The sequence below is a fragment of the Pseudomonas sp. NPDC090755 genome (assembly GCF_044769005.1).
GTDB lineage: Bacteria > Pseudomonadota > Gammaproteobacteria > Pseudomonadales > Pseudomonadaceae > Aquipseudomonas.
In genome coordinates, this window is the sequence record NZ_JBIVXC010000003.1 from 212,773 (window position 1) to 231,766 (window position 18,994).

Consider the following 18,994-nt stretch of genomic DNA (forward strand, 5'->3'; position numbering starts at 1 on the left):
CCGCCAAAGTGACGGGGTTGAGGTACGAGCGTGGCAGCTCGAAAAGGGAGCCTGTCTCCCCGGCAGGGGAGACAGGAAACAGCATTACAGCAGCATGGTGCGGATGTCGGCCAGCAGGTCGCCCAGACGCTTGGTGAAGCGCGCGGCAGCGGCGCCGTTGATCACGCGGTGATCGTAGGACAGCGACAGCGGCAGCATCAGTTTCGGCTGGAAGGCTTTGCCGTCCCAGACTGGCTGGATGGTGGCCTTGGAGACACCCAGGATCGCCACTTCCGGCGCGTTGACGATCGGCGTGAAGCCGGTACCGCCAATGTGGCCGAGGCTGGAGATGGTGAAGCAGGCGCCTTGCATGTCGTCCGCCGACAGCTTCTTGGTCCGGGCTTTTTCAGCCAGGGCCGCCGCTTCGCCAGCCAGCTGCAGCAGGCTCTTCTGGTCGACGTTCTTGATCACCGGGACCAGCAGGCCGTCAGGGGTATCGACTGCGAAGCCGACGTTGACGTACTTCTTGCGGATGATCGCCTTGCCGCTAGGGGCCAGCGAGCTGTTGAAGTCCGGCAGTTCCTTGAGCAGGTGGGCACAGGCCTTGAGCAGCAGCGGCAGGACGGTCAGCTTGACGCCGGCCTTCTCTGCAACGGCTTTCTGCGCAACGCGGAAGGCTTCCAGCTCAGTGATGTCGGCCGAGTCGAACTGGGTGACGTGAGGCACGTTCAGCCAGCTGCGATGCAGGTTGGTAGCACCCATCTGCATCAGGCGGGTCATCGGCACTTCTTCGATTTCGCCGAAACGGCTGAAATCGACTTCAGGGATCGGCGGGATGCCTGCACCACCGGTTGCACCGGCGGCTGGAGCTTCCTTGGCCTTCTGCATCATGGCCTTGACGTAGACCTGCACGTCTTCCTTGAGGATGCGACCGTGCGGGCCGGTGGCCGCAACCGCGCTCAGCTCGACGCCGAACTCGCGGGCCAGCTGACGCACGGCAGGGCCTGCGTGAACCTTGGCACCGTTGCCGGCTGCAGGCGCAGCAACGGGAGCAGCGGCTGGGGCAGCCGGTGCAGGTGCAGCAGCCGGAGCGGCAGCAGGTGCAGCAGGCGCCGGAGCGGCAGCGGCAGGTGCTGGTGCGGCGGCAGGCGCGGCGCCTGCCACTTTCAGCTTGAGGATCAGGTCGCCAGTGCCGACTTCGTCATCGAGCTTGGCGATCACGGCTTCGACCACGCCTGCGGCTGGAGACGGGATCTCCATCGAGGCTTTGTCCGATTCCAGGGTGATCAGCGACTGGTCGGCTTCGACGGTGTCGCCGACCTTGACCAGTACTTCGATGATCTTGGCCTTGCCCGAGGAGCCGATGTCCGGAACGTGGATGTCCTGGACGCTGGCAGCAGCAGGGGCGGCAGCCGGCGCCGGAGCGGCCGCAGCAGCAGGGGCTGCGGCAGGCTTCTCTTCGGCGGCAGGCGCTGCGGCGGCGGGAGCCGCGGGTGCCGCGGCGGCACCCTCGACTTCCAGTTCCAGCAGTTCGTCGCCTTCCTTCAGGCGGTCGCCCAGCTTGACCTTCAGCGACTTGATCACGCCGGCCTTGGGAGCCGGGATCTCCATGGAGGCCTTGTCGGACTCCAGGGTCAGCAGGCTCTGGTCGGCTTCGATGCGGTCGCCGACTTTGACGAACAGCTCAATGATTTCACCTTCACCGCTGCCGATGTCAGGTACGCGAATGAGTTCGCTCACTTAAAAATACTCCTCAGCAGTCCAGTGGGTTGCGCTTGTCCGGGTCGATGCCGAACTTGACGATGGCGTCGGCCACCACCTTCGGTTCGATCTCGCCACGGTCAGCCAGGGCTTCCAGGGCAGCCAGCACGACGAAGTGACGGTCGACTTCGAAGAAGTGACGCAGCTTCTTGCGGCTGTCGCTGCGACCGTAGCCATCGGTACCCAGGACTTTGAATTCTTTGCTCGGCACCCACTGACGGATCTGTTCGGCGAACAGCTTCATGTAGTCGGTGGAGGCGATGACCGGACCCTTGCGACCGTTCAGGCACTGCTCGACGTAGGTCTGCTGTGGCTTCTGGCCAGGCTTGAGGCGGTTGCTGCGCTCTACGGCCAGGCCGTCGCGACGCAGTTCGTTGAAGCTGGTGACGCTCCACACGTCGGCGCCGACGTTGAACTCTTCACGCAGGATCTTCGCCGCTTCACGCACTTCGCGCAGGATGGTGCCCGAGCCCATCAGCTGGACGTGGTGCGCCGCTTCGCGGGTATCTTCCTCGAGCAGGTACATGCCCTTGATGATGCCTTCCTCGACGCCGGCCGGCATGGCAGGCTGCTGGTAGGACTCGTTCATCACGGTGATGTAGTAGAAGATGTCCTGCTGCTCTTCGGTCATCTTCTTCATGCCGTCCTGGATGATCACCGCCAGCTCGTAGCCGTAGGTCGGATCGTAGGTGCGGCAGTTCGGGATGGTACCGGCCATCATGTGGCTGTGACCGTCTTCGTGCTGCAGGCCTTCACCGTTGAGGGTGGTACGGCCGGCAGTACCGCCGATCAGGAAGCCGCGGGTACGGCTGTCGCCAGCGGCCCAGGCCAGGTCACCGATACGCTGGAAACCGAACATCGAGTAGAAGATGTAGAACGGCAGCATCGGCTGGTTGTGGCAGCTGTACGAGGTGCCGGCAGCGATGAACGACGACATGGCGCCGGCTTCGTTGATGCCTTCCTCGAGGATCTGGCCCTTCTTGTCTTCGCGGTAGAACATCACCTGGTCTTTATCGACTGGCTCGTAGAGCTGGCCGACGGACGAGTAGATGCCCAGCTGGCGGAACATGCCTTCCATACCGAAGGTACGGGCTTCGTCCGGGATGATCGGGACGATGCGCTGGCCGATTTCCTTGTCCTTGACCAGTTGCGCGAGGATCCGCACGAAAGCCATGGTGGTGGAGATTTCGCGGTCGCCCGAACCGTCCAGGATCGCCTTCAGGGTTTCCAGTGGCGGGGTCGGCACGCTGAAGCTCTGTGCACGGCGCTGTGGCACGAAACCACCCAGGGCAGTGCGGCGCTCGGCCAGGTAACGGGCTTCGGCGCTGCCTTCCTCAGGCTTGAAGAACGGCAGGTTTTCCAGCTCGTCGTCCTTGACCGGGATGTCGAAGCGGTCGCGGAACTGGCGCAGGCTGTCGACGTCGACCTTCTTGGTGTTGTGTGCGGTGTTCTTGGCTTCGCCGGCACCGGTACCATAACCCTTGATGGTCTTGGCCAGGATGACGGTCGGTTGCTCTTTGTGGTTGACCGCCTGGTGGTAGGCCGCATAGACCTTGTACGGGTCGTGGCCGCCACGGTTGAGCTTCCAGATCTCTTCGTCGGACAGGTCTTCGACCATGGCCTTGAGTTCTGGGGTGTTGAAGAAGTGCTCACGGACGAACGCGCCGTCCTTGGCCTTGTAGTTCTGGTACTCGCCGTCGATGACTTCGTCCATGCGGCGCTGCAGGGCACCGTTGGTGTCCTTGGCGAACAGTGGGTCCCAGAAACGGCCCCAGACCACCTTGTTGACGTTCCAGCCGCCGCCACGGAACACGCCTTCGAGTTCCTGGATGATCTTGCCGTTGCCGCGAACCGGGCCGTCGAGGCGCTGCAGGTTGCAGTTGATGACGAAGATCAGGTTGTCCAGCTTCTCGCGGCCGGCCAGGGCGATTGCGCCCAGGGATTCCGGCTCGTCGCACTCGCCGTCGCCCATGAAGCACCAGACCTTCTGCTTGCCGGCCGGGATGAAGCCACGGGCTTCCAGGTACTTCATGAAGCGAGCCTGGTAGATCGCCTGGATCGGGCCCAGACCCATGGAAACGGTCGGGAACTGCCAGAAGTCAGGCATCAGCCAAGGATGCGGGTAGCTCGACAGGCCCTTGCCATCGACTTCCTGACGGAAGTTGTTCATCTGGTCTTCGTTGATGCGACCTTCCATGAAGGCGCGGGCGTAGACGCCAGGCGAGGCGTGGCCCTGGAAGAAGATCAGGTCGCCGCCGTGTTCTTCGGTCGGGGCCTGGAAGAAGTAGTTGAAGCCAATGTCATACAGGGTGGCGCTGGAGGCGAAGCTCGAAATGTGGCCGCCCAGGTCCGAGTCTTTCAGGTTGGTGCGCATGACCATCGCCAGCGCGTTCCAACGTACCATCGAGCGAATGCGGCGTTCCATGAACAGGTCGCCAGGCATGCGTGCTTCGTGGGTGACGGGGATGGTGTTGCGGTATGGCGTGGTGATGGCATATGGCAGCTGGGAGCCACTACGGGTGGCCAGCTCGCCCATTCGGGTCATCAGATAGTGAGCGCGGTCTTCGCCTTCTTTGTCGAGAACCGACTCCAGGGCGTCCAGCCATTCCTGGGTTTCGACGGGATCGAGGTCTTGCATGGCTTGCTCCAGGGCGGAAAGGCTTCCAGAATCGGTTGCCTGAGTTTGCGACTGGCCTTTTGGGCAGACGACATGAAATTCTTGGATTACCGGAGAGTGTACCGGCGTTGTGTAGTTTTACTACAAATGAATCACCATTTCATGCTTTTGAAGTGAAAAGACAGTAGTAAAACTACAGAAAAATGGCTCGTGGCCTCTGTTCAGGTTGTGGGAAAAAACGATACCGGTGGTTAAAAGCTAGTCAAAAAAAGGTTCGCTGCGATGGTTTCTGCCAGAAAATCAGAATTTTCAGCTATTTCTAACTTTTGTATGACAGTCCAACCGTGCCGGTGGGAGCGGGCTTGCCCCGCGATCGCATTCTGTCGGGCCAATTGCATCGCGGGGCAAGCCCGCTCCCACTGCCGCCAATCTTTTCTCGCCGATCAAGGATAGACCATGAGCCTGCCCCTGCTGGTTGAACTGCCCGCTACCCTCGCACCGTTGGTCAGCCGCAATGAGCATTCGTTTCGCACTGCGCTGGCCCAACAGGCTGAGTTGACGGTCGACGACTGGAGCGATGAGCGCTGGGCACAGTTTGCCCGGGTCACCGCAGCCAGCGATTTTGTCCTTGAACAAGTGGTGCGCGATCCGGCGATGCTGGTTGAGCTGGCCCGTAGCGGTGAACTCGACCGCAGCTTCGGCGCGGGAGAGCTTTGCGCGCAGATCGCCGCTGCCAGCCAGGCGGCCGAAAGCGAAGACGCGCTGGCGCGCAACCTGCGCCGCCAGCGCAACCGCCAGCAGGTGCGGATCATCTGGCGCGACCTGAACCGCCAGGCTGACCTGGTGCAGACCTGCCGCGATCTGTCGGACCTCGCCGACGCGTGCATCGACCAGGCCTACCACTGGCTCTACCCGCGTCACTGCCAGCAGTTCGGCACCCCCATCGGCCATCGCAGCGGCCAGCCACAACATATGGTAGTGCTGGGCATGGGCAAGCTCGGCGCAGTGGAGCTGAACCTGTCGTCGGACATCGACCTGATCTTCGCCTTCCCCGAAGGCGGCGAGACCGAAGGGGTCAAGCGCTCGCTGGATAACCAGGAGTTCTTCACCCGCCTGGGCCAGCGCCTGATCAAGGCCCTGGACCCGATCACCGTCGATGGCTTCGTGTTCCGCGTCGACATGCGCCTGCGCCCTTATGGCTCCTCCGGCGCGCTGGTGCTCAGCTTCAATGCCCTGGAGCAGTACTACCAGGACCAGGGCCGCGACTGGGAACGCTACGCGATGATCAAGGCGCGGGTGGTGGCCGGCGACCAAGTGGCCGGGGCACAGTTGCTGGAGCTGCTGCGACCGTTCGTCTACCGGCGCTATCTGGACTTCTCGGCGATCGAAGCGCTACGCACCATGAAGCAGCTGATCCAGCAGGAAGTGCGGCGCAAGGGCATGGCCGAGAACATCAAGCTCGGTGCCGGTGGCATCCGCGAAGTCGAGTTCATCGCCCAGGCGTTCCAACTGATCCATGGTGGCCGCGACCTGAGCCTGCAACAGCGGCCCTTGCTCAAGGTGCTGGCGACCCTGGAAGGCCAGGGCTTCCTGCCGCCGGCGGTGGTGGCCGAGCTGCGCGAGGGCTACGAGTTCCTGCGTTACACCGAGCACGCCATCCAGGCCATCGCCGACCGCCAGACCCAGATGTTGCCGGACGACGAGCGGGACCGCGCGCGTATCGCCTTCATGCTTGGCTTTGCCGACTGGTCGGGCTTCCACGCCCAACTGATGCACTGGCGCGGCCGTATCGACTGGCACTTCCGCCAGGTGATTGCCGATCCGGACGAGGATGAAGAAGAGGGCGAGGTCATCGTCGGCGGTGAATGGCTGCCGCTCTGGGAGGAAGCCCAGGATGAAGATGCCGCCTGCCGTCAGTTGCAGGACGCCGGCTTTACCGACCCGGGCAAGGCGCTCAGACAATTGGCAGGGCTGCGCAGCAGTCCGCAGTTGCGCGCCATGCAGCGCCTGGGGCGCGAGCGTCTGGATGCCTTTATTCCACGCCTGCTGGCCCAGGCGGTGGAGCATGCCGACCCCGACCTGGTGCTGGAGCGGGTGTTGCCGCTGGTTGAGGCGGTTGCCCGGCGTTCGGCCTATCTGGTGCTGCTCACCGAGAACCCGGGGGCGCTGCGTCGGCTGTTGACCCTGTGCGCCGCGAGCCCCTGGATCGCCGAGCAGATCACCCGCTTCCCGTTGCTGCTCGATGAACTGCTCAACGAAGGTCGCCTGTTCAGCCCGCCCAAGGCGCCGGAACTGGCCGCAGAACTGCGCGAGCGTCTGACGCGGATTCCCGAGGACGATCTGGAGCAGCAAATGGAAGCCCTGCGGCACTTCAAGCTGGCGCACAGCTTGCGGGTGGCCGCCTCGGAAATCGCCGGCAACCTGCCGCTGATGAAAGTCAGCGATTACCTGACCTGGCTGGCTGAAGCCATCCTCAACCAGGTGCTGGCCCTGGCCTGGCGCCAGACCGTGACCCGACACGGCCAGCCCAAGCGCAGTGACGGCAGCCTGTGCGATCCGGGCTTTATCATCGTCGGCTACGGCAAGGTCGGGGGTATCGAGCTGGGCCATGGTTCGGACCTGGACCTGGTGTTCATCCATGACGGCGACTCGCAGGCCGAGACCGACGGCGCCAAGCCCATCGACAGCGCCCAGTTTTTCACCCGCCTGGGGCAGCGGATCATTCACCTGCTGGCCACCCAGACCAACTCCGGGCAGCTCTACGACGTGGACATGCGCCTGCGTCCCTCCGGCGCATCGGGCCTGTTGGTCAGTTCTGTGGGCGCTTTCGAGCGCTACCAGCAGAACGAAGCCTGGACCTGGGAGCACCAGGCCCTGGTGCGTGCCCGGGTGCTGGTGGGGTGCCCGCAAGTGGGCGCAGCCTTCGAGGCGGTGCGTGCGCGGATCCTCGGCCAGGCTCGCGACCTGCCGAAACTGCAGGCGGAAGTCAGCGAGATGCGCGCCAAGATGCGCGACAACCTGGGGACCAAGGTCACTGCCGCCGGCACCGGTGCCAATGCCTTCGAGGCCGGGGTGCCCTTCGATATCAAGCAGGACTCCGGTGGTATCGTCGATATCGAATTTATGGTGCAATACGCCGCTTTGGCCTGGTCTCACGACCATCCGGAACTGCTGCGCTGGACCGACAACATCCGCATCCTCGAAGAGCTCGAGCAGGCCGGGCTGATGCCCGCCAGCGACGCGGTACTGCTGCGTGAGGTGTACAAGGCGTTCCGTTCGGCCGCGCACCGCCAGGCCCTGCAGAAACAGGCCGGGGTGATCGATGCCGGGCAGTTCGTGCAGGAGCGCGGCGAGGTACGGCGGATCTGGTCCGAACTGGGCCTGAGCTGAGCGGTTGAACCAGGCGAATCAGGCGGCAGGAGGCCAGCCTTGACCACAGTACAGCCCGAGTGGCGTACACTGGTCCCTCTATAGCCTGAATATAAAGAAGGGAGGCCAGGCTGTTCGCGGACAGGCTGCAGCCTCCCTGATCGTTTCTGGATAAAGCATGAGAATTTTGATCATTGGCCCCAGCTGGGTGGGCGACATGGTAATGGCGCAGACCCTGTTCCAGTGCCTGAAGCAACAGCACCCGGCGTGCGTGATCGATGTGCTGGCCCCTGAGTGGAGCCGGCCGATCCTTGAGCGCATGCCTGAAGTCCGCCAGGCCTTGAGCTTTCCGCTCGGCCACGGCGCACTGGAGCTGGCGACCCGCCGGCGCATCGGCAAGTCCCTGGCTGGCCAGTACGACCAGGCGATTCTGCTGCCCAACTCGCTGAAGTCGGCGCTGGTGCCGTTCTTTGCCGGCATTCCCAAGCGTACCGGCTGGCGCGGCGAGCTGCGCTTTGGCCTGCTCAATGATGTGCGCAAGCTCGACAAGGCTCGCTACCCGCTGATGATCGAACGCTTCATGGCCTTGGCCTACCCGGTGGGCACCGAGTTGCCCAAGCCGTACCCGCGCCCGAGCCTGCAGATCGAAGCCGCCAGCCGCGACGCGGCCCTGGCCAAGTTCGGCCTGAGCCTGGACCGGCCGGTGCTGGCGCTGTGCCCGGGGGCCGAGTTCGGCGAGGCCAAGCGCTGGCCATCGGAGCATTACGCCAAGGTCGCCGAAGTCAAGATCCGTGAAGGCTGGCAGGTCTGGCTGTTCGGCTCGAAGAACGACCACGCCGTGGGCGAGTCGATTCGTGATCGACTGATCCCGGGCTTGCGCGAAGAGTCCTATAACCTCAGCGGTGAAACGTCGTTGGCCGAGGCCATCGACCTGATGTCGTGCAGCGACGCGGTGGTGTCCAACGATTCGGGCCTGATGCACGTGGCCGCGGCGTTGAACCGACCGCTGGTGGCGGTCTATGGCTCGACCTCGCCGGGTTTCACCCCGCCGCTGGCCGACCAGGTCGAAGTGGTGCGTTTGGGGCTCGAATGCAGCCCGTGTTTCGACCGCACCTGCCGCTACGGTCATTACAACTGCCTGCGCCAGCTTGAGCCGGATACCGTGGTGGCCGCGTTGCAGCGCCTGAACGGCCCGACCCTGATCGATGTCATGGCCGAGGTCGACTAAGTGCGGGTATTGCTGATCAAGACGTCCTCCCTGGGCGATGTGATTCATGCGCTGCCGGCGCTGACCGATGCGGCCCGGGCGATTCCCGGCATCCGCTTCGACTGGGTGGTCGAGGAAGGCTTCGCCGAAATTCCCAGCTGGCACCCGGCGGTGGACAAGGTCATCCCGGTGGCGATCCGCCGCTGGCGCAAGAACCTCTGGCAGACCTTCAAGAGCGGCGAGTGGCGCCAGTTCAAGCAGCGCCTGCGCGAAAACAAGTACGATCTGGTGATCGACGCCCAGGGCCTGGTCAAGTCGGCCTGGCTGACGCGCTACGTCAAGGCGCCGGTGGCCGGCCTCGACCGCTATTCGGCCCGTGAAGGGCTGTCCAGTCGCTTCTATGACCGACGCTTCTCGGTGCAGCGCGGGCAACATGCGGTGGAGCGGGTGCGCCAGCTGTTCGGCCTGGCCCTGGGTTACGACTTGCCGGCAGGCCTGGGCGACTACGGTCTGGACCTCGATCGCCTGCAGTTGCCGCCGGCCGCGCCCTTCGTGGTGTTCCTGCATGGCACCACCTGGGCGACCAAGCATTGGCCCGAGGCTTACTGGCGCGAGCTGGCCGAGCGCCTGGGTCAGCAAGGGCTTGAGGTACGCCTGCCGTGGGGCAACCCGGCCGAGCAGGCCCGCGCCGAGCGCATCGCCAAGGGCTTGAATAACTGCCAGGTACTGCCCAAGTTAAACCTGGCGGGTGTCGCCCGCGTGCTGGCGGCCGCCAAGGCCTGCGTGGCGGTGGACACCGGCCTTGGCCACCTGGCGGCGGCCCTGGATGTGCCGACCCTGTCACTGTTCGGCCCGACCAACCCGGGGCTGACCGGCGCCTACGGCAAGTCCCAGGTGCACCTGGCCAGCGATTTCGCCTGCGCCCCGTGCCTGCAGAAAAAATGCACTTACAAACCGAGCGCTGACGATCAGCGCCGGTTCGATCTCAAACGCGAGTGGCCACTGTGCTTCACTCGCCTGAATCCCGAGCGTGTGGCGAGCCAATTGCGCGCGTTGCTGCTGGCTGAGGATGTTCGTTGATGCAACTGGCTTTTGTTCTGTACAAGTATTTCCCCTTCGGTGGCCTGCAGCGTGACTTCATGCGCATCGCCCTGGAGTGCCAGCGTCGTGGCCACAAGATCCGCGTCTACACCCTGATCTGGGAAGGCGACGTGCCTGAGGGCTTCGAGGTGCTGGTGGCGCCGGTCAAGGCGCTGTTCAACCATCGACGCAACGAGAAGCTCAGCGCCTGGATGGAAGCGGACCTGGCCAAGCGTCCGGTGGATCGCTTGATCGGCTTCAACAAGATGCCCGGACTGGACGTCTACTACGCCGCTGACGGCTGCTTCGAAGACAAGGCGCAGAACCTGCGCAACTCGCTGTACCGGCGCTGGGGTCGCTACCGGCACTTCGCCGAGTACGAGCGGGCGGTGTTCGCCAGGGAGGCCAAAACCGAGGTCCTGATGATCTCCGAGGTCCAGCAACCGCTGTTCATCAAGCATTACGACACGCCGATCGAGCGCTTCCACCTGTTGCCACCGGGCATCAGCCAGGATCGCCGGGCGCCGGCCAATGCCGCCGAAATCCGCGTCGAGTTCCGTCGCGAATTCGACCTGAAAGACGATCAACTGCTGATGGTGCAGATTGGCTCCGGGTTCAAGACCAAAGGCGTCGATCGCACCCTCAAGGCCCTGGCAGCCTTGCCCTCGGCCTTGCGCAAGCGCACCCGGCTGATGGTCATCGGCCAGGACGACCCCAAGGTGTTCCAACTGCAAAGCGCGACCCTGGGCCTGACCGATCAGGTGCAGTTCCTCAAGGGCCGCAGCGATATTCCGCGCTTCCTGCTGGGCGCCGACCTGCTGATCCACCCGGCCTACAACGAGAACACCGGCACCGTGCTGCTTGAGGCGCTGGTGGCCGGTCTGCCGGTGCTGGTCTCGGCGGTCTGCGGTTATGCCCATTACATCGCCGAGGCCGACAGCGGCCTGGTGCTCGATGAGCCGTTCGAGCAGGATCAGCTCAACCGCTACCTGCAGCGCATGCTCGAAGACGATGCGGCCCGTGGCGCCTGGGCGAGCAACGGCCTGGCGTTCGCCGAAACCGCCGACCTCTACAGCATGCCCGAGCATGCCGCCGATGTGATCCTGGCCCCGGAGCGCCCATGAAACTGATACTGGCCGAGCCGTTCAAGCGCCTGTGGGCCGGGCGCGATGCCTTCGATGCCGTGGAGGGCCTGCAAGGGCAGGTGTACCGCGAGCTGGAAGGACGTCGCACCTTGCGTACCGAAGTCGAGGGGCGCGGTTATTTCGTCAAGATCCACCGCGGCATCGGCTGGGGCGAGATTTTCAAGAACCTGTTCACCGCCAAGTTGCCGGTGCTCGGTGCCGGCCAGGAATGGCAGGCGATCCAGCGCCTGCACGAAGTTGGCGTGCCGACCATGACCGCCGTCGCCTATGGCGAGCGCGGCAGCAACCCGGCGCAGCAGCACTCGTTCATTGTCACCGAGGAACTGGCGCCGACCATCAGCCTGGAAGACTTCAGCATCGACTGGGTCAAGCAACCGCCTGTGCCACGCCTCAAGCGTGCGCTGGTCGCCGAGGTGGCACGCATGACCGGCATGATGCACCGCGCCGGGGTCAATCACCGCGACTGCTATATCTGCCACTTCCTCCTGCACACCGATCGTGAAGTGACGGCCGATGACTTCAAACTGTCGGTCATCGACCTGCATCGCGCCCAGACCCGTACGAGTATCTCCCGGCGCTGGCGCAACAAGGACCTGGCGGCGCTGTATTTCTCGGCGCTCGACATCGGCTTGACCCGGCGCGACAAGCTGCGCTTCCTGCGTGGCTACTTCCAGCAGCCGCTGCGCCGGATCCTGGCCGAGGAAGCCACGCTGCTGCGCTGGCTGGAAGGCAAGGCGCGCAAACTCTATGCGCGTAAACAACGATACGGGGACGCGCTCTGATGGCGGGGTGGACACTGGCGCCTGGTTACCAGGCACTGGCGGCGGACTTTGGCAGCCTCGAGGCGGTCTTCGCTCTCAAGGGCGAGCGCCTGACCCACGACCCGCTGAGTGAAGTGATCCGCGTCGAGCGCGACGGGGTCAACTATTACGTCAAACGCTACATCGGTGCCGGCAAGGGCCTGCGCCGTTACCTGGGACGCCCGCGGATCAAGGCCGAATGGCAGAACCTCAAGCAGTTCGCCAAGTGGGACATTCCCACCGCCGAGGTGGTGGCCTGGGGGCTTGAACGCCGGGGCCTGGCATTTGGCCGCGGGGCGATGATCACCCGCGAGCTGCCGCGTACCGAAGACCTCTCGGCCCTGGCCGAACGCAAGGACCCGCGCCTGGCCGATCGCGGCTGGGTCGACCACATCAGCCGCCAGCTCGCCCGGCATACCCGGATGATGCACGATCACCATTTCACCCATAACGACCTGAAGTGGCGCAACCTGCTGGTGGATGACCGGGCCATGTTGTTTTTCATCGATTGCCCGACCGGTGATTTCTGGCGCAGCTTCATGCTGCGCTACCGCATCACCAAGGACCTGGCGTGCCTGGACAAAGTGGCCAAATATCATTTGTCAGCCACCCAGCGGTTGCGCTTCTACCTGCAGTACCGCAGGCGCGAACGCCTGAATGCGTCGGACAAGCGCCGCATCCGGCATATCGTGACGTTTTTCGAGGGACGCGAATGACTGATTTTCTCGCCAGTGCCGACATGGCACTGCTTGAGCGCCATGGCCTGAATGGCTTCGACCAGCTCTGGGCGCTGCAACTCGATGCGGTGGACGAGCCCAACACCGGTCGTGGAGGCTGGAGCAGCGTCTATCGCCTGGAGCTCGAAGGCAAGGGGTACTACCTCAAGCGCCAGAGCGACTACCTGACGCGCACCTTGCACCGACCGTTCGGCGAGCCGACCTTCGCCCGCGAGTTCCGCAACATCAGTCGCTACCAGAAGCTCGGAATCCCTGCCTTGCAGGCGGTGTACTATGGCGAGCGCAAGGTCGATGGCGAACGTCGGGCCATCCTCATGACCCGTGCCCTGGATGACTGGAACGACCTGGACAGCCTGCTCGGGCAGTGGCCGGAACTCGACATCGGCCAGCGCCAGGGCATCCTGCGCGCCTGTGGCCTGCTGGCGCGTACGCTGCACCGCGCACGCCAGGTGCATGGCTGCTTTTATCCCAAGCATATTTTCCTGCGCGCGCGCAGCGATGGCTGGCAGGCGCAACTGATCGACCTGGAGAAGACCCGGCCCTTGTGGCTGGGCATGCGCGACCGGCTCAAGGACCTTGAGCCGCTGTTGCGTCGCGCACCGGTCTGGAGCGAAGCTGAAGTACGCGTGCTGCTGTCGTCCTACCTGGACCAGCCCGCCGACAGCCCGTTGGTCGATACCTGGCTGCAGCGCCTGACGCGCCGCCGCCGTGAGAAAGAGGCTCGCTGATGCGTTTGTCCGAACTCAAGGAAGCCGGGCGCAGCCCGGATCTGCCACTGAACATCAGCCTGGCCGACGCCGCCGGCAGTGCCGAGCTGCAGTTGCTCAGCCTGCTGCGGGTGCTGCCCGGGCAGCGTTATGTGGGCGCCGGGATCTGGCGCGGCAAGCCGGTGCTGGCCAAGTTGCTGGTGGGCAGCAGTGCCGCCCGGCATTTCCAGCGTGAGCTCGACGGTGCGCGGCTACTGGCGGCGCAAGGGCTGACCACGCCGTTGCTGCTGGCCGATGGCTTGCGCGAGGGCGAAGGTGGCTGGCTGCTGTTCGAGTTTCTCGAAGACGCCCAGAGCCTGGCCGACGCCTGGGCTGAGGTCGAAGCCTTGAAGCCACTGGCCGATGAACAGCAACGGGTGCTCGGCGAAGCCCTGGCGGCCGTGGCCGGGATGCACGCCAAGGGCCTGTGGCAGGAAGACCTGCACCTGGACAACCTGCTGCGTCATGGCGGCCAGCTGTACCTGATCGACGGCGCCGGCATCAAGGCCGAGACCCCGGGCAAGCCGTTGTCGCGTCCCCAGGTGCTGCAGAACCTCGGCGTGCTCTTCGCCCAGTTGCCCAAGCGCCTGGAACCCTTCATCGAGGAGCTGCTGGTGCATTACCTGCTGGCCAACGCCGAGCATGCCTTGCCGCTGGAAGCGTTGCAAAAGCAGATCGACAAGGTGCGCAGCTGGCGCCTGAAGGATTACCTGGAAAAGGCAGGACGCGAGTGCACGCTGTTCAGTGTCGAACGTGGCCCGTCCGGCCTGCGCTCGATCCGGCGCGCTGAGCTGGCGGCCATGCTGCCGGTGCTGGAGCAGGCCGATGTGCTGATCGACCAGGGCCACCTGTACAAGACCGGTGGCGCGGCCAGTGTCGCACGGGTCGAGGCGGACGGGCGGCCGCTGGTGCTCAAGCGTTACAACATCAAGAACACCGCCCACTGGTTCAAGCGCTTCTGGCGCCCGAGCCGCGCCTGGCATTCGTGGATCGAAGGGCATCGCCTGGAGTTCCTCGGCATTGCCACGCCCAGGCCGTTGGCGGTGCAGGAGCTGCGCTTCATGGGGCTGCGCAGCCGCGCCTACCTGGTCACCGAGTATGCCGACGGGCCGGACCTGCTGGAATGCTTTGCGCCCTATGTTGCGTCGGGTGAGGTGCCTGACGAACAACTGCAGGCGCTGCAGCATGTGTTGGAGCAGTTGATTCACGAGCGCATCAGCCATGGCGACATGAAGGGCCACAACCTGTTCTGGCAGGATGGCCAGTGGTCGCTGATCGACCTGGATGCGATGTGCCAGCACGCCACCCAGCTCAGTTTCGCGCCGGCCTTTGCCCGTGACCGGGCGCGCTTGCTGCGCAACTGGCCGAGTGACAGTGCGCTGCACAAGCGGCTGGATGAGTGTCTGCCGAAGCTGGCTGACTGATAGACCAAACCCGTGTAGCCGCTGCCGTGACGACTCGACTTGCCCCGCGATTGGACTCTGCGACGATTCGCGGGGCAAGTCGAGTCGTCGCACCGCCGCCCCTACAGGCAGTCGATCGCAGCCTCGTTCCTCGGCAGCGGCTACGTGGGCGGGGTTATCTGAAGAACCCCCGCAGCCCATACCAGGCCGACAGCCCCAGTCCGACCCAGGCCAGCGCATCCCAGCCACCATCGCCCAGCAACGCGGCAAACAGCCCCAGCGCTCCGAGCAGAGCGATGAGGCCGGGCATGGCGAACACCGTCCACAGGTTCGACGTCTGACGTTTCATCCCGCCACCTCCGCCCGCGCGGCCGAAACGGTCGCAACGGCGCGACGCCGTACCACCCACAGGTACACACCGCTGCCCAGCACGATGATGGTCAGCACATCCAGCACTGCCCAGAGGATCTGCATCGGCCGGCCGCCGTAGTCGCCAAAGTGCAGCGGTTGCGACAGGCCCATGGCGTCCATGTACCAGGGGCGCTCGCCGATGGCCGTGACCTTCAGGGTGCTGGCGTCGATCAGTACCGGCGTGAGCAGGTGGGCGGTCAGGTGGGTGCTGCCTTTCATGAACACTGCGTAGTGGTGCTCACTGGAGAAGCGCGTGCCGGGAAAGGCAATGAAGTCCGGTTGCATGCCCGGTGCGGCGTCGGCGGCGATCTCCAACACCCGGCTGACCGGCGCCAGCTGGGTCAAAGGCGGCGCATCACGGTAGGGCGCGACCATCGCGGCCAGGCTTTCATTACGCCACGCGGCGATCACCAGGTCCGACAGGGCGCTGATCACCCCGGTCACGCCCACCACCAGTGCCCAGGTCAGGGTGACGATGCCGATCAGGTTGTGCAGGTCGAGCCAGCGCAGTCGCGAGGACTTGTCATGGCGCACCGTCGCGAACTTGAGGCGGCGCATGAAGGGGGCATAGAGCACCACACCGGAGATGATCGCCACCACGAACAGCAAGCCCATGAACGCCAGCAGCAGCTTGCCCGGCAGGCCGGCGAACATGTCCACGTGCAGCCGCAGCATGGTCATCATGAACCCGCCGTTGGCCGAGGGCATTTCCACCACGTCACCGGTACGCGCGTCGAGCATGAAGGTGTGCGACGCGTTCGGTTCGGTGCCGGCGGTGGCCGCCATGATCGTCACCACGCCGTTACTGTCGTCCTCATCCCAGCCGAAATACTGCATCGCTTCGCCAGGACGGTGGGCCTGGGCCTTGAGTACCAGCTCCTGCAGGTCCAGCTTCGGGGTGTCGGCCGGCATATCCTTGAGCACAGGCGCATCGCCCAGCAAATGGTCGATCTCGTGGTGAAAGATCAGCGGCAAACCGGTCAGCGCCAGCATCAGCAGGAACAGGGTGCAGATCAGGCTGGTCCAGGTGTGGACCGAGGACCAGCGGCGTATGGTTGAGCTTTTCATTTCATTTTATTTCTCGGCTTTCAGAAAAACCAAAGCCGTCCCCGGTGGGACGGCCTGGTCATCACGCGTACACAGTCAGGCCATTACCACTTGTAGGTGGCGCTGGCGACAACGCTGCGCAGGTCGCCGTAGTAGCAGTAGAACCCGTCGCAGGTAGAGATGTAGTCCTTGTTGAACACGTTGTTGGCGTTGACGGCCAGCGATGCGCCTTTGAGGCTGTTGTCCAGGCGACCCAGGTCGTAGTGCACGGAGGCATCGAACACGGTGTAGGCATCGGCCTTGCCCAGTTCGGTGTTGGCCTGGTCGCCGTAGGTGTTGCCGGTGTAGCGTGCGCCAGCGCCGATACCGAAGCCGTCCAGCACACCGTCGTGCCAGGTGTAGTCAGCCCACAGCGAGGCTTGCTGGTTCGGCATCAGTTGCAGGCGGTTGCCTTTGAACTCGCCGTCCTGCACTTCGGATTTGGCCAGGGTGTAGGCGGCAATCACTTTGAGGTTCTTGGTGACGTCGGAAACGGCTTCAAGCTCAAGGCCGTGGACCTTCACTTCGCCGGTCTGGCTGGTGACGGTAACGTTGCCGACGTTGTTGGTGACCGAGACGTTTTTCTGGGTGAGGTCATACACCGCAGCCGTCAGCAGGGTGTTGGAGCCTGGCGGCTGGTACTTGATGCCCAGCTCCCATTGCTTGCCTTCGGTCGGCTTGAACGACTGCTCCGGGTCCGCGCTGGCGTTGCTGGTCGGCTGGAAGGACTCGGCGTACGACAGGTAAGGCACGAAGCCCGAGTCGAAGACATAGCTGATCGCAGCATTACCGCTGAAATTCGTGTCGCGCTCGGTGTTGGTAGCATCGCCCTTGTTGAAGAACTTGGTGCCGGTGTGCACCCAGTCTTCACGCCCGCCCAGGGTCAGGCGCCAGTTGTCGAGGGCCATCTGGTCCTGGACGTAGAGGCCGGTCTGACGGGTCTTCTGGTTGTAGTCGTAGAAGGCGTCGGAGCGTGGCGGGCGGGTGATCGGCAAGCCGTATTCAGGGTGATTGACGTTGATGTCCGGTGCAGTGCCGAAGATCGACAGGTAGTTGGTGTTGTTGCGCTGGTGGTCCAGGCCGATCAACAGGGTGTGGTTGATGTTGCCGGTGGCGAAGTCAGCCTGGAAGTTGTTGTCGACCGCGAACTGGCTGATGTCTTCGTCGACGTTGGTGGTCCCGCGGCCGGTGTTGCCCTCGTCGTCCACGACAAAGCCGAAGTCTGCAAACTCGGGAATGTAGCTGTTGACGGTAATGGTCTGGAAAGCCAGGTCCGACTTGGTGTAGCGCAGGTTCTGACGGAACTGCCAGACATCATTGATGCGATGTTCGAAGGCGTAGCCCAGCGCGTAGTAGGTACGGTCGTAGAACTCGTAGTTCGGGTCACCCAGGTTCTTGTGGTGGGAGATTTCGCCGAACGGCATGTCGATCTTGGTGCCCTGGATCGGGCGGAACTGACTGGTGACGCCGGTATCGTCGCGGGTGAACTGCGACAGGAAGGTCAGCGTGGTGTCTTCGTCGATGTTCCAGGTCAGGCTCGGGGCGATGTTGTAGCGCTTGTCGTCGACATGATCGATCTGGGTGCCGCCATCGCGCACCACGCCACTGAGGCTGTAGAGAAACTGGCCTTCATCATCGATCTTGCCGGTGCTGGCAAAGTTGATTTGCCGGTGGTTGTCGCTGCCGTACTGGAGCTGGACTTCATTACTGCTTTCGGCCTGCGGGCGACGGCTGACCATGTCCAGCAGGCCACCCGGTGGCGTCTGGCCGTAAACCGACGAAGCTGGGCCACGCAGCAGCGCGAGCCGGTCCAGGTTCCAGGTCTCGACTTTCGGGTTGGCGTACACGCCTTTGGGCAGGGGCAGGCCATCGAGGAACTGGGTCGGCTCGAAGCCGCGCACGCGCATCCAGTCAAAGCGCGTGTCGCTGCCGAAGCTGGCCGAGACGATACCCGGCATGTAGCGTACGGCGTCATCGAGACTGTGCACGCTGCGGTCGTCCATCTGCTCGCGGGTGGCGACGGAAATGGAGCGCGGTACTTCGACGAGCGCGGTATCGGTCTTGGTGCCCACCGCCGTGCGCTTGGCGACATAGCCTTCTACCGGGCCCCAGGCGCTTTCCAGGTCGCCTTCGGCACGAATATCCGTCACCGGCAATGACATCGCCCCTTCGGGTGCCGCGACCACGGTGAAGGTCCCTGCGCCACTTTGCTGCAATTGCAGGCCGGTGCCGCGCAGGGCGGCCTGCAGGGCGTCGACGCCGCTGTATTGTCCACTGACCGGTGCCGATGTGCGTCCGCTGGTTACGCTCGGGTCCAGGGCCAGGGCGATGCCGGCCTGGCTGGCAATCTGGTTCAGGGTGGTGGAAAGCGGTGCGGCGGGCAGGTTGTAGCTGCGCAGGCTGGCGGGCTGCTCGACAGCAAGCAGCGGGCTGCTCGCCAGCGGGACGGACAGGGCAATGGCCATGGCCAGCAGGCTGGGGCGCAGGAGGGTTTCAAAAGCGCGGGTCATGCAGCGGCTCCTCGACGGATAAGTGCTAACTAGCTTCCTTGCCGAGCGAGAGAGAAAAAGTGACAGGGGTTAGTGAAAATTATTTCGATTTTTATTGTAGGTAGGACTGCGTTGCAGCCATCGCCGGCTACGCCAGCTCCCAC

Annotated in this window: 13 protein-coding genes; 8 read left to right on the forward strand and 5 right to left on the reverse strand. The window is 64.0% G+C overall.

Annotated elements, in window-relative coordinates:
* Positions 1-84: 84 nt before the first annotated feature.
* Both aceF and aceE read right to left on the reverse strand, forming a co-directional pair.
* On the reverse strand, positions 85-1,719 hold the full coding sequence (gene aceF, locus ACIQUS_RS07910; RefSeq protein ID WP_403045144.1) for a dihydrolipoyllysine-residue acetyltransferase: 1,635 nt from the start codon (positions 1,717-1,719) through the stop codon (positions 85-87).
* A 13-nt stretch (positions 1,720-1,732) separates the two neighbouring features.
* Positions 1,733-4,378 (reverse strand): pyruvate dehydrogenase (acetyl-transferring), homodimeric type, encoded by a 2,646-nt coding sequence (gene aceE / locus ACIQUS_RS07915; RefSeq protein WP_403045147.1) that lies wholly within the window; start codon positions 4,376-4,378, stop codon positions 1,733-1,735.
* A gap of 435 nt (positions 4,379-4,813) precedes the next feature.
* Here aceE and glnE point away from each other — a divergent pair, with 435 nt between their 5' ends.
* The 8 genes from glnE to ACIQUS_RS07955 all read left to right on the forward strand — a co-directional run bounded on the left by glnE (position 4,814) and on the right by ACIQUS_RS07955 (position 14,865).
* Complete coding sequence (gene glnE, locus ACIQUS_RS07920) at positions 4,814-7,747, forward strand: bifunctional [glutamate--ammonia ligase]-adenylyl-L-tyrosine phosphorylase/[glutamate--ammonia-ligase] adenylyltransferase (protein WP_403045150.1); 2,934 nt, start codon at positions 4,814-4,816, stop codon at positions 7,745-7,747.
* 157 nt (positions 7,748-7,904) lie between these two features.
* On the forward strand, positions 7,905-8,954 hold the full coding sequence (waaF, locus tag ACIQUS_RS07925) for a lipopolysaccharide heptosyltransferase II (protein WP_403045154.1): 1,050 nt from the start codon (positions 7,905-7,907) through the stop codon (positions 8,952-8,954).
* Positions 8,955-10,013 (forward strand): lipopolysaccharide heptosyltransferase I, encoded by a 1,059-nt coding sequence (gene waaC, locus ACIQUS_RS07930; protein WP_403045157.1) that lies wholly within the window; start codon positions 8,955-8,957, stop codon positions 10,011-10,013.
* Positions 10,013-11,137 (forward strand): glycosyltransferase family 4 protein, encoded by a 1,125-nt coding sequence (locus tag ACIQUS_RS07935; RefSeq protein WP_403045159.1) that lies wholly within the window; start codon positions 10,013-10,015, stop codon positions 11,135-11,137. Before waaC ends, ACIQUS_RS07935 begins: the two co-directional genes overlap by 1 nt.
* Entirely contained in the window at positions 11,134-11,940 is an 807-nt protein-coding gene (gene rfaP / locus ACIQUS_RS07940; RefSeq protein WP_403045162.1) for a lipopolysaccharide core heptose(I) kinase RfaP, read from the forward strand. The genes ACIQUS_RS07935 and rfaP overlap by 4 nt, the downstream gene beginning before the upstream one ends.
* A complete protein-coding gene (locus ACIQUS_RS07945; protein WP_403045164.1) occupies positions 11,940-12,674 on the forward strand; it encodes a lipopolysaccharide kinase InaA family protein in 735 nt (244 codons plus the stop codon). The genes rfaP and ACIQUS_RS07945 overlap by 1 nt, the downstream gene beginning before the upstream one ends.
* Positions 12,671-13,423, forward strand: a complete 753-nt coding sequence (locus tag ACIQUS_RS07950) for a lipopolysaccharide kinase InaA family protein (protein WP_403045166.1) — start codon at positions 12,671-12,673, stop codon at positions 13,421-13,423. The genes ACIQUS_RS07945 and ACIQUS_RS07950 overlap by 4 nt, the downstream gene beginning before the upstream one ends.
* Positions 13,423-14,865 (forward strand): lipopolysaccharide kinase InaA family protein, encoded by a 1,443-nt coding sequence (locus ACIQUS_RS07955; protein WP_403045169.1) that lies wholly within the window; start codon positions 13,423-13,425, stop codon positions 14,863-14,865. Before ACIQUS_RS07950 ends, ACIQUS_RS07955 begins: the two co-directional genes overlap by 1 nt.
* A gap of 154 nt (positions 14,866-15,019) precedes the next feature.
* On the opposite strand, the gene ACIQUS_RS07960 is transcribed toward ACIQUS_RS07955, so the two are convergent.
* From ACIQUS_RS07960 to ACIQUS_RS07970, 3 genes are all read right to left on the reverse strand, one after another.
* Positions 15,020-15,193: a hypothetical protein gene (locus ACIQUS_RS07960; protein ID WP_403045171.1), complete on the reverse strand. Its 174-nt coding sequence runs from the start codon at positions 15,191-15,193 to the stop codon at positions 15,020-15,022.
* Positions 15,190-16,323 (reverse strand): PepSY-associated TM helix domain-containing protein, encoded by a 1,134-nt coding sequence (locus tag ACIQUS_RS07965; RefSeq protein WP_403045174.1) that lies wholly within the window; start codon positions 16,321-16,323, stop codon positions 15,190-15,192. The genes ACIQUS_RS07960 and ACIQUS_RS07965 overlap by 4 nt, the downstream gene beginning before the upstream one ends.
* Positions 16,324-16,406: 83 nt before the next feature.
* On the reverse strand, positions 16,407-18,851 hold the full coding sequence (locus ACIQUS_RS07970) for a TonB-dependent siderophore receptor (RefSeq protein ID WP_403045177.1): 2,445 nt from the start codon (positions 18,849-18,851) through the stop codon (positions 16,407-16,409).
* Positions 18,852-18,994: the final 143 nt, after the last annotated feature.

Coding starts and splice junctions, on each gene's coding strand:
- aceE (WP_403045147.1), bottom strand. CDS start 4,378: ATGCAAGACCTCGATCCCGTCGAAACCCAGGAATGGCTGGACGCCCTG.
- glnE (WP_403045150.1), top strand. CDS start 4,814: ATGAGCCTGCCCCTGCTGGTTGAACTGCCCGCTACCCTCGCACCGTTG.
- waaF (WP_403045154.1), top strand. CDS start 7,905: ATGAGAATTTTGATCATTGGCCCCAGCTGGGTGGGCGACATGGTAATG.
- ACIQUS_RS07935 (WP_403045159.1), top strand. CDS start 10,013: ATGCAACTGGCTTTTGTTCTGTACAAGTATTTCCCCTTCGGTGGCCTG.
- rfaP (WP_403045162.1), top strand. CDS start 11,134: ATGAAACTGATACTGGCCGAGCCGTTCAAGCGCCTGTGGGCCGGGCGC.
- ACIQUS_RS07945 (WP_403045164.1), top strand. CDS start 11,940: ATGGCGGGGTGGACACTGGCGCCTGGTTACCAGGCACTGGCGGCGGAC.
- ACIQUS_RS07950 (WP_403045166.1), top strand. CDS start 12,671: ATGACTGATTTTCTCGCCAGTGCCGACATGGCACTGCTTGAGCGCCAT.
- ACIQUS_RS07955 (WP_403045169.1), top strand. CDS start 13,423: ATGCGTTTGTCCGAACTCAAGGAAGCCGGGCGCAGCCCGGATCTGCCA.
- ACIQUS_RS07960 (WP_403045171.1), bottom strand. CDS start 15,193: ATGAAACGTCAGACGTCGAACCTGTGGACGGTGTTCGCCATGCCCGGC.
- ACIQUS_RS07965 (WP_403045174.1), bottom strand. CDS start 16,323: ATGAAAAGCTCAACCATACGCCGCTGGTCCTCGGTCCACACCTGGACC.
- ACIQUS_RS07970 (WP_403045177.1), bottom strand. CDS start 18,851: ATGACCCGCGCTTTTGAAACCCTCCTGCGCCCCAGCCTGCTGGCCATG.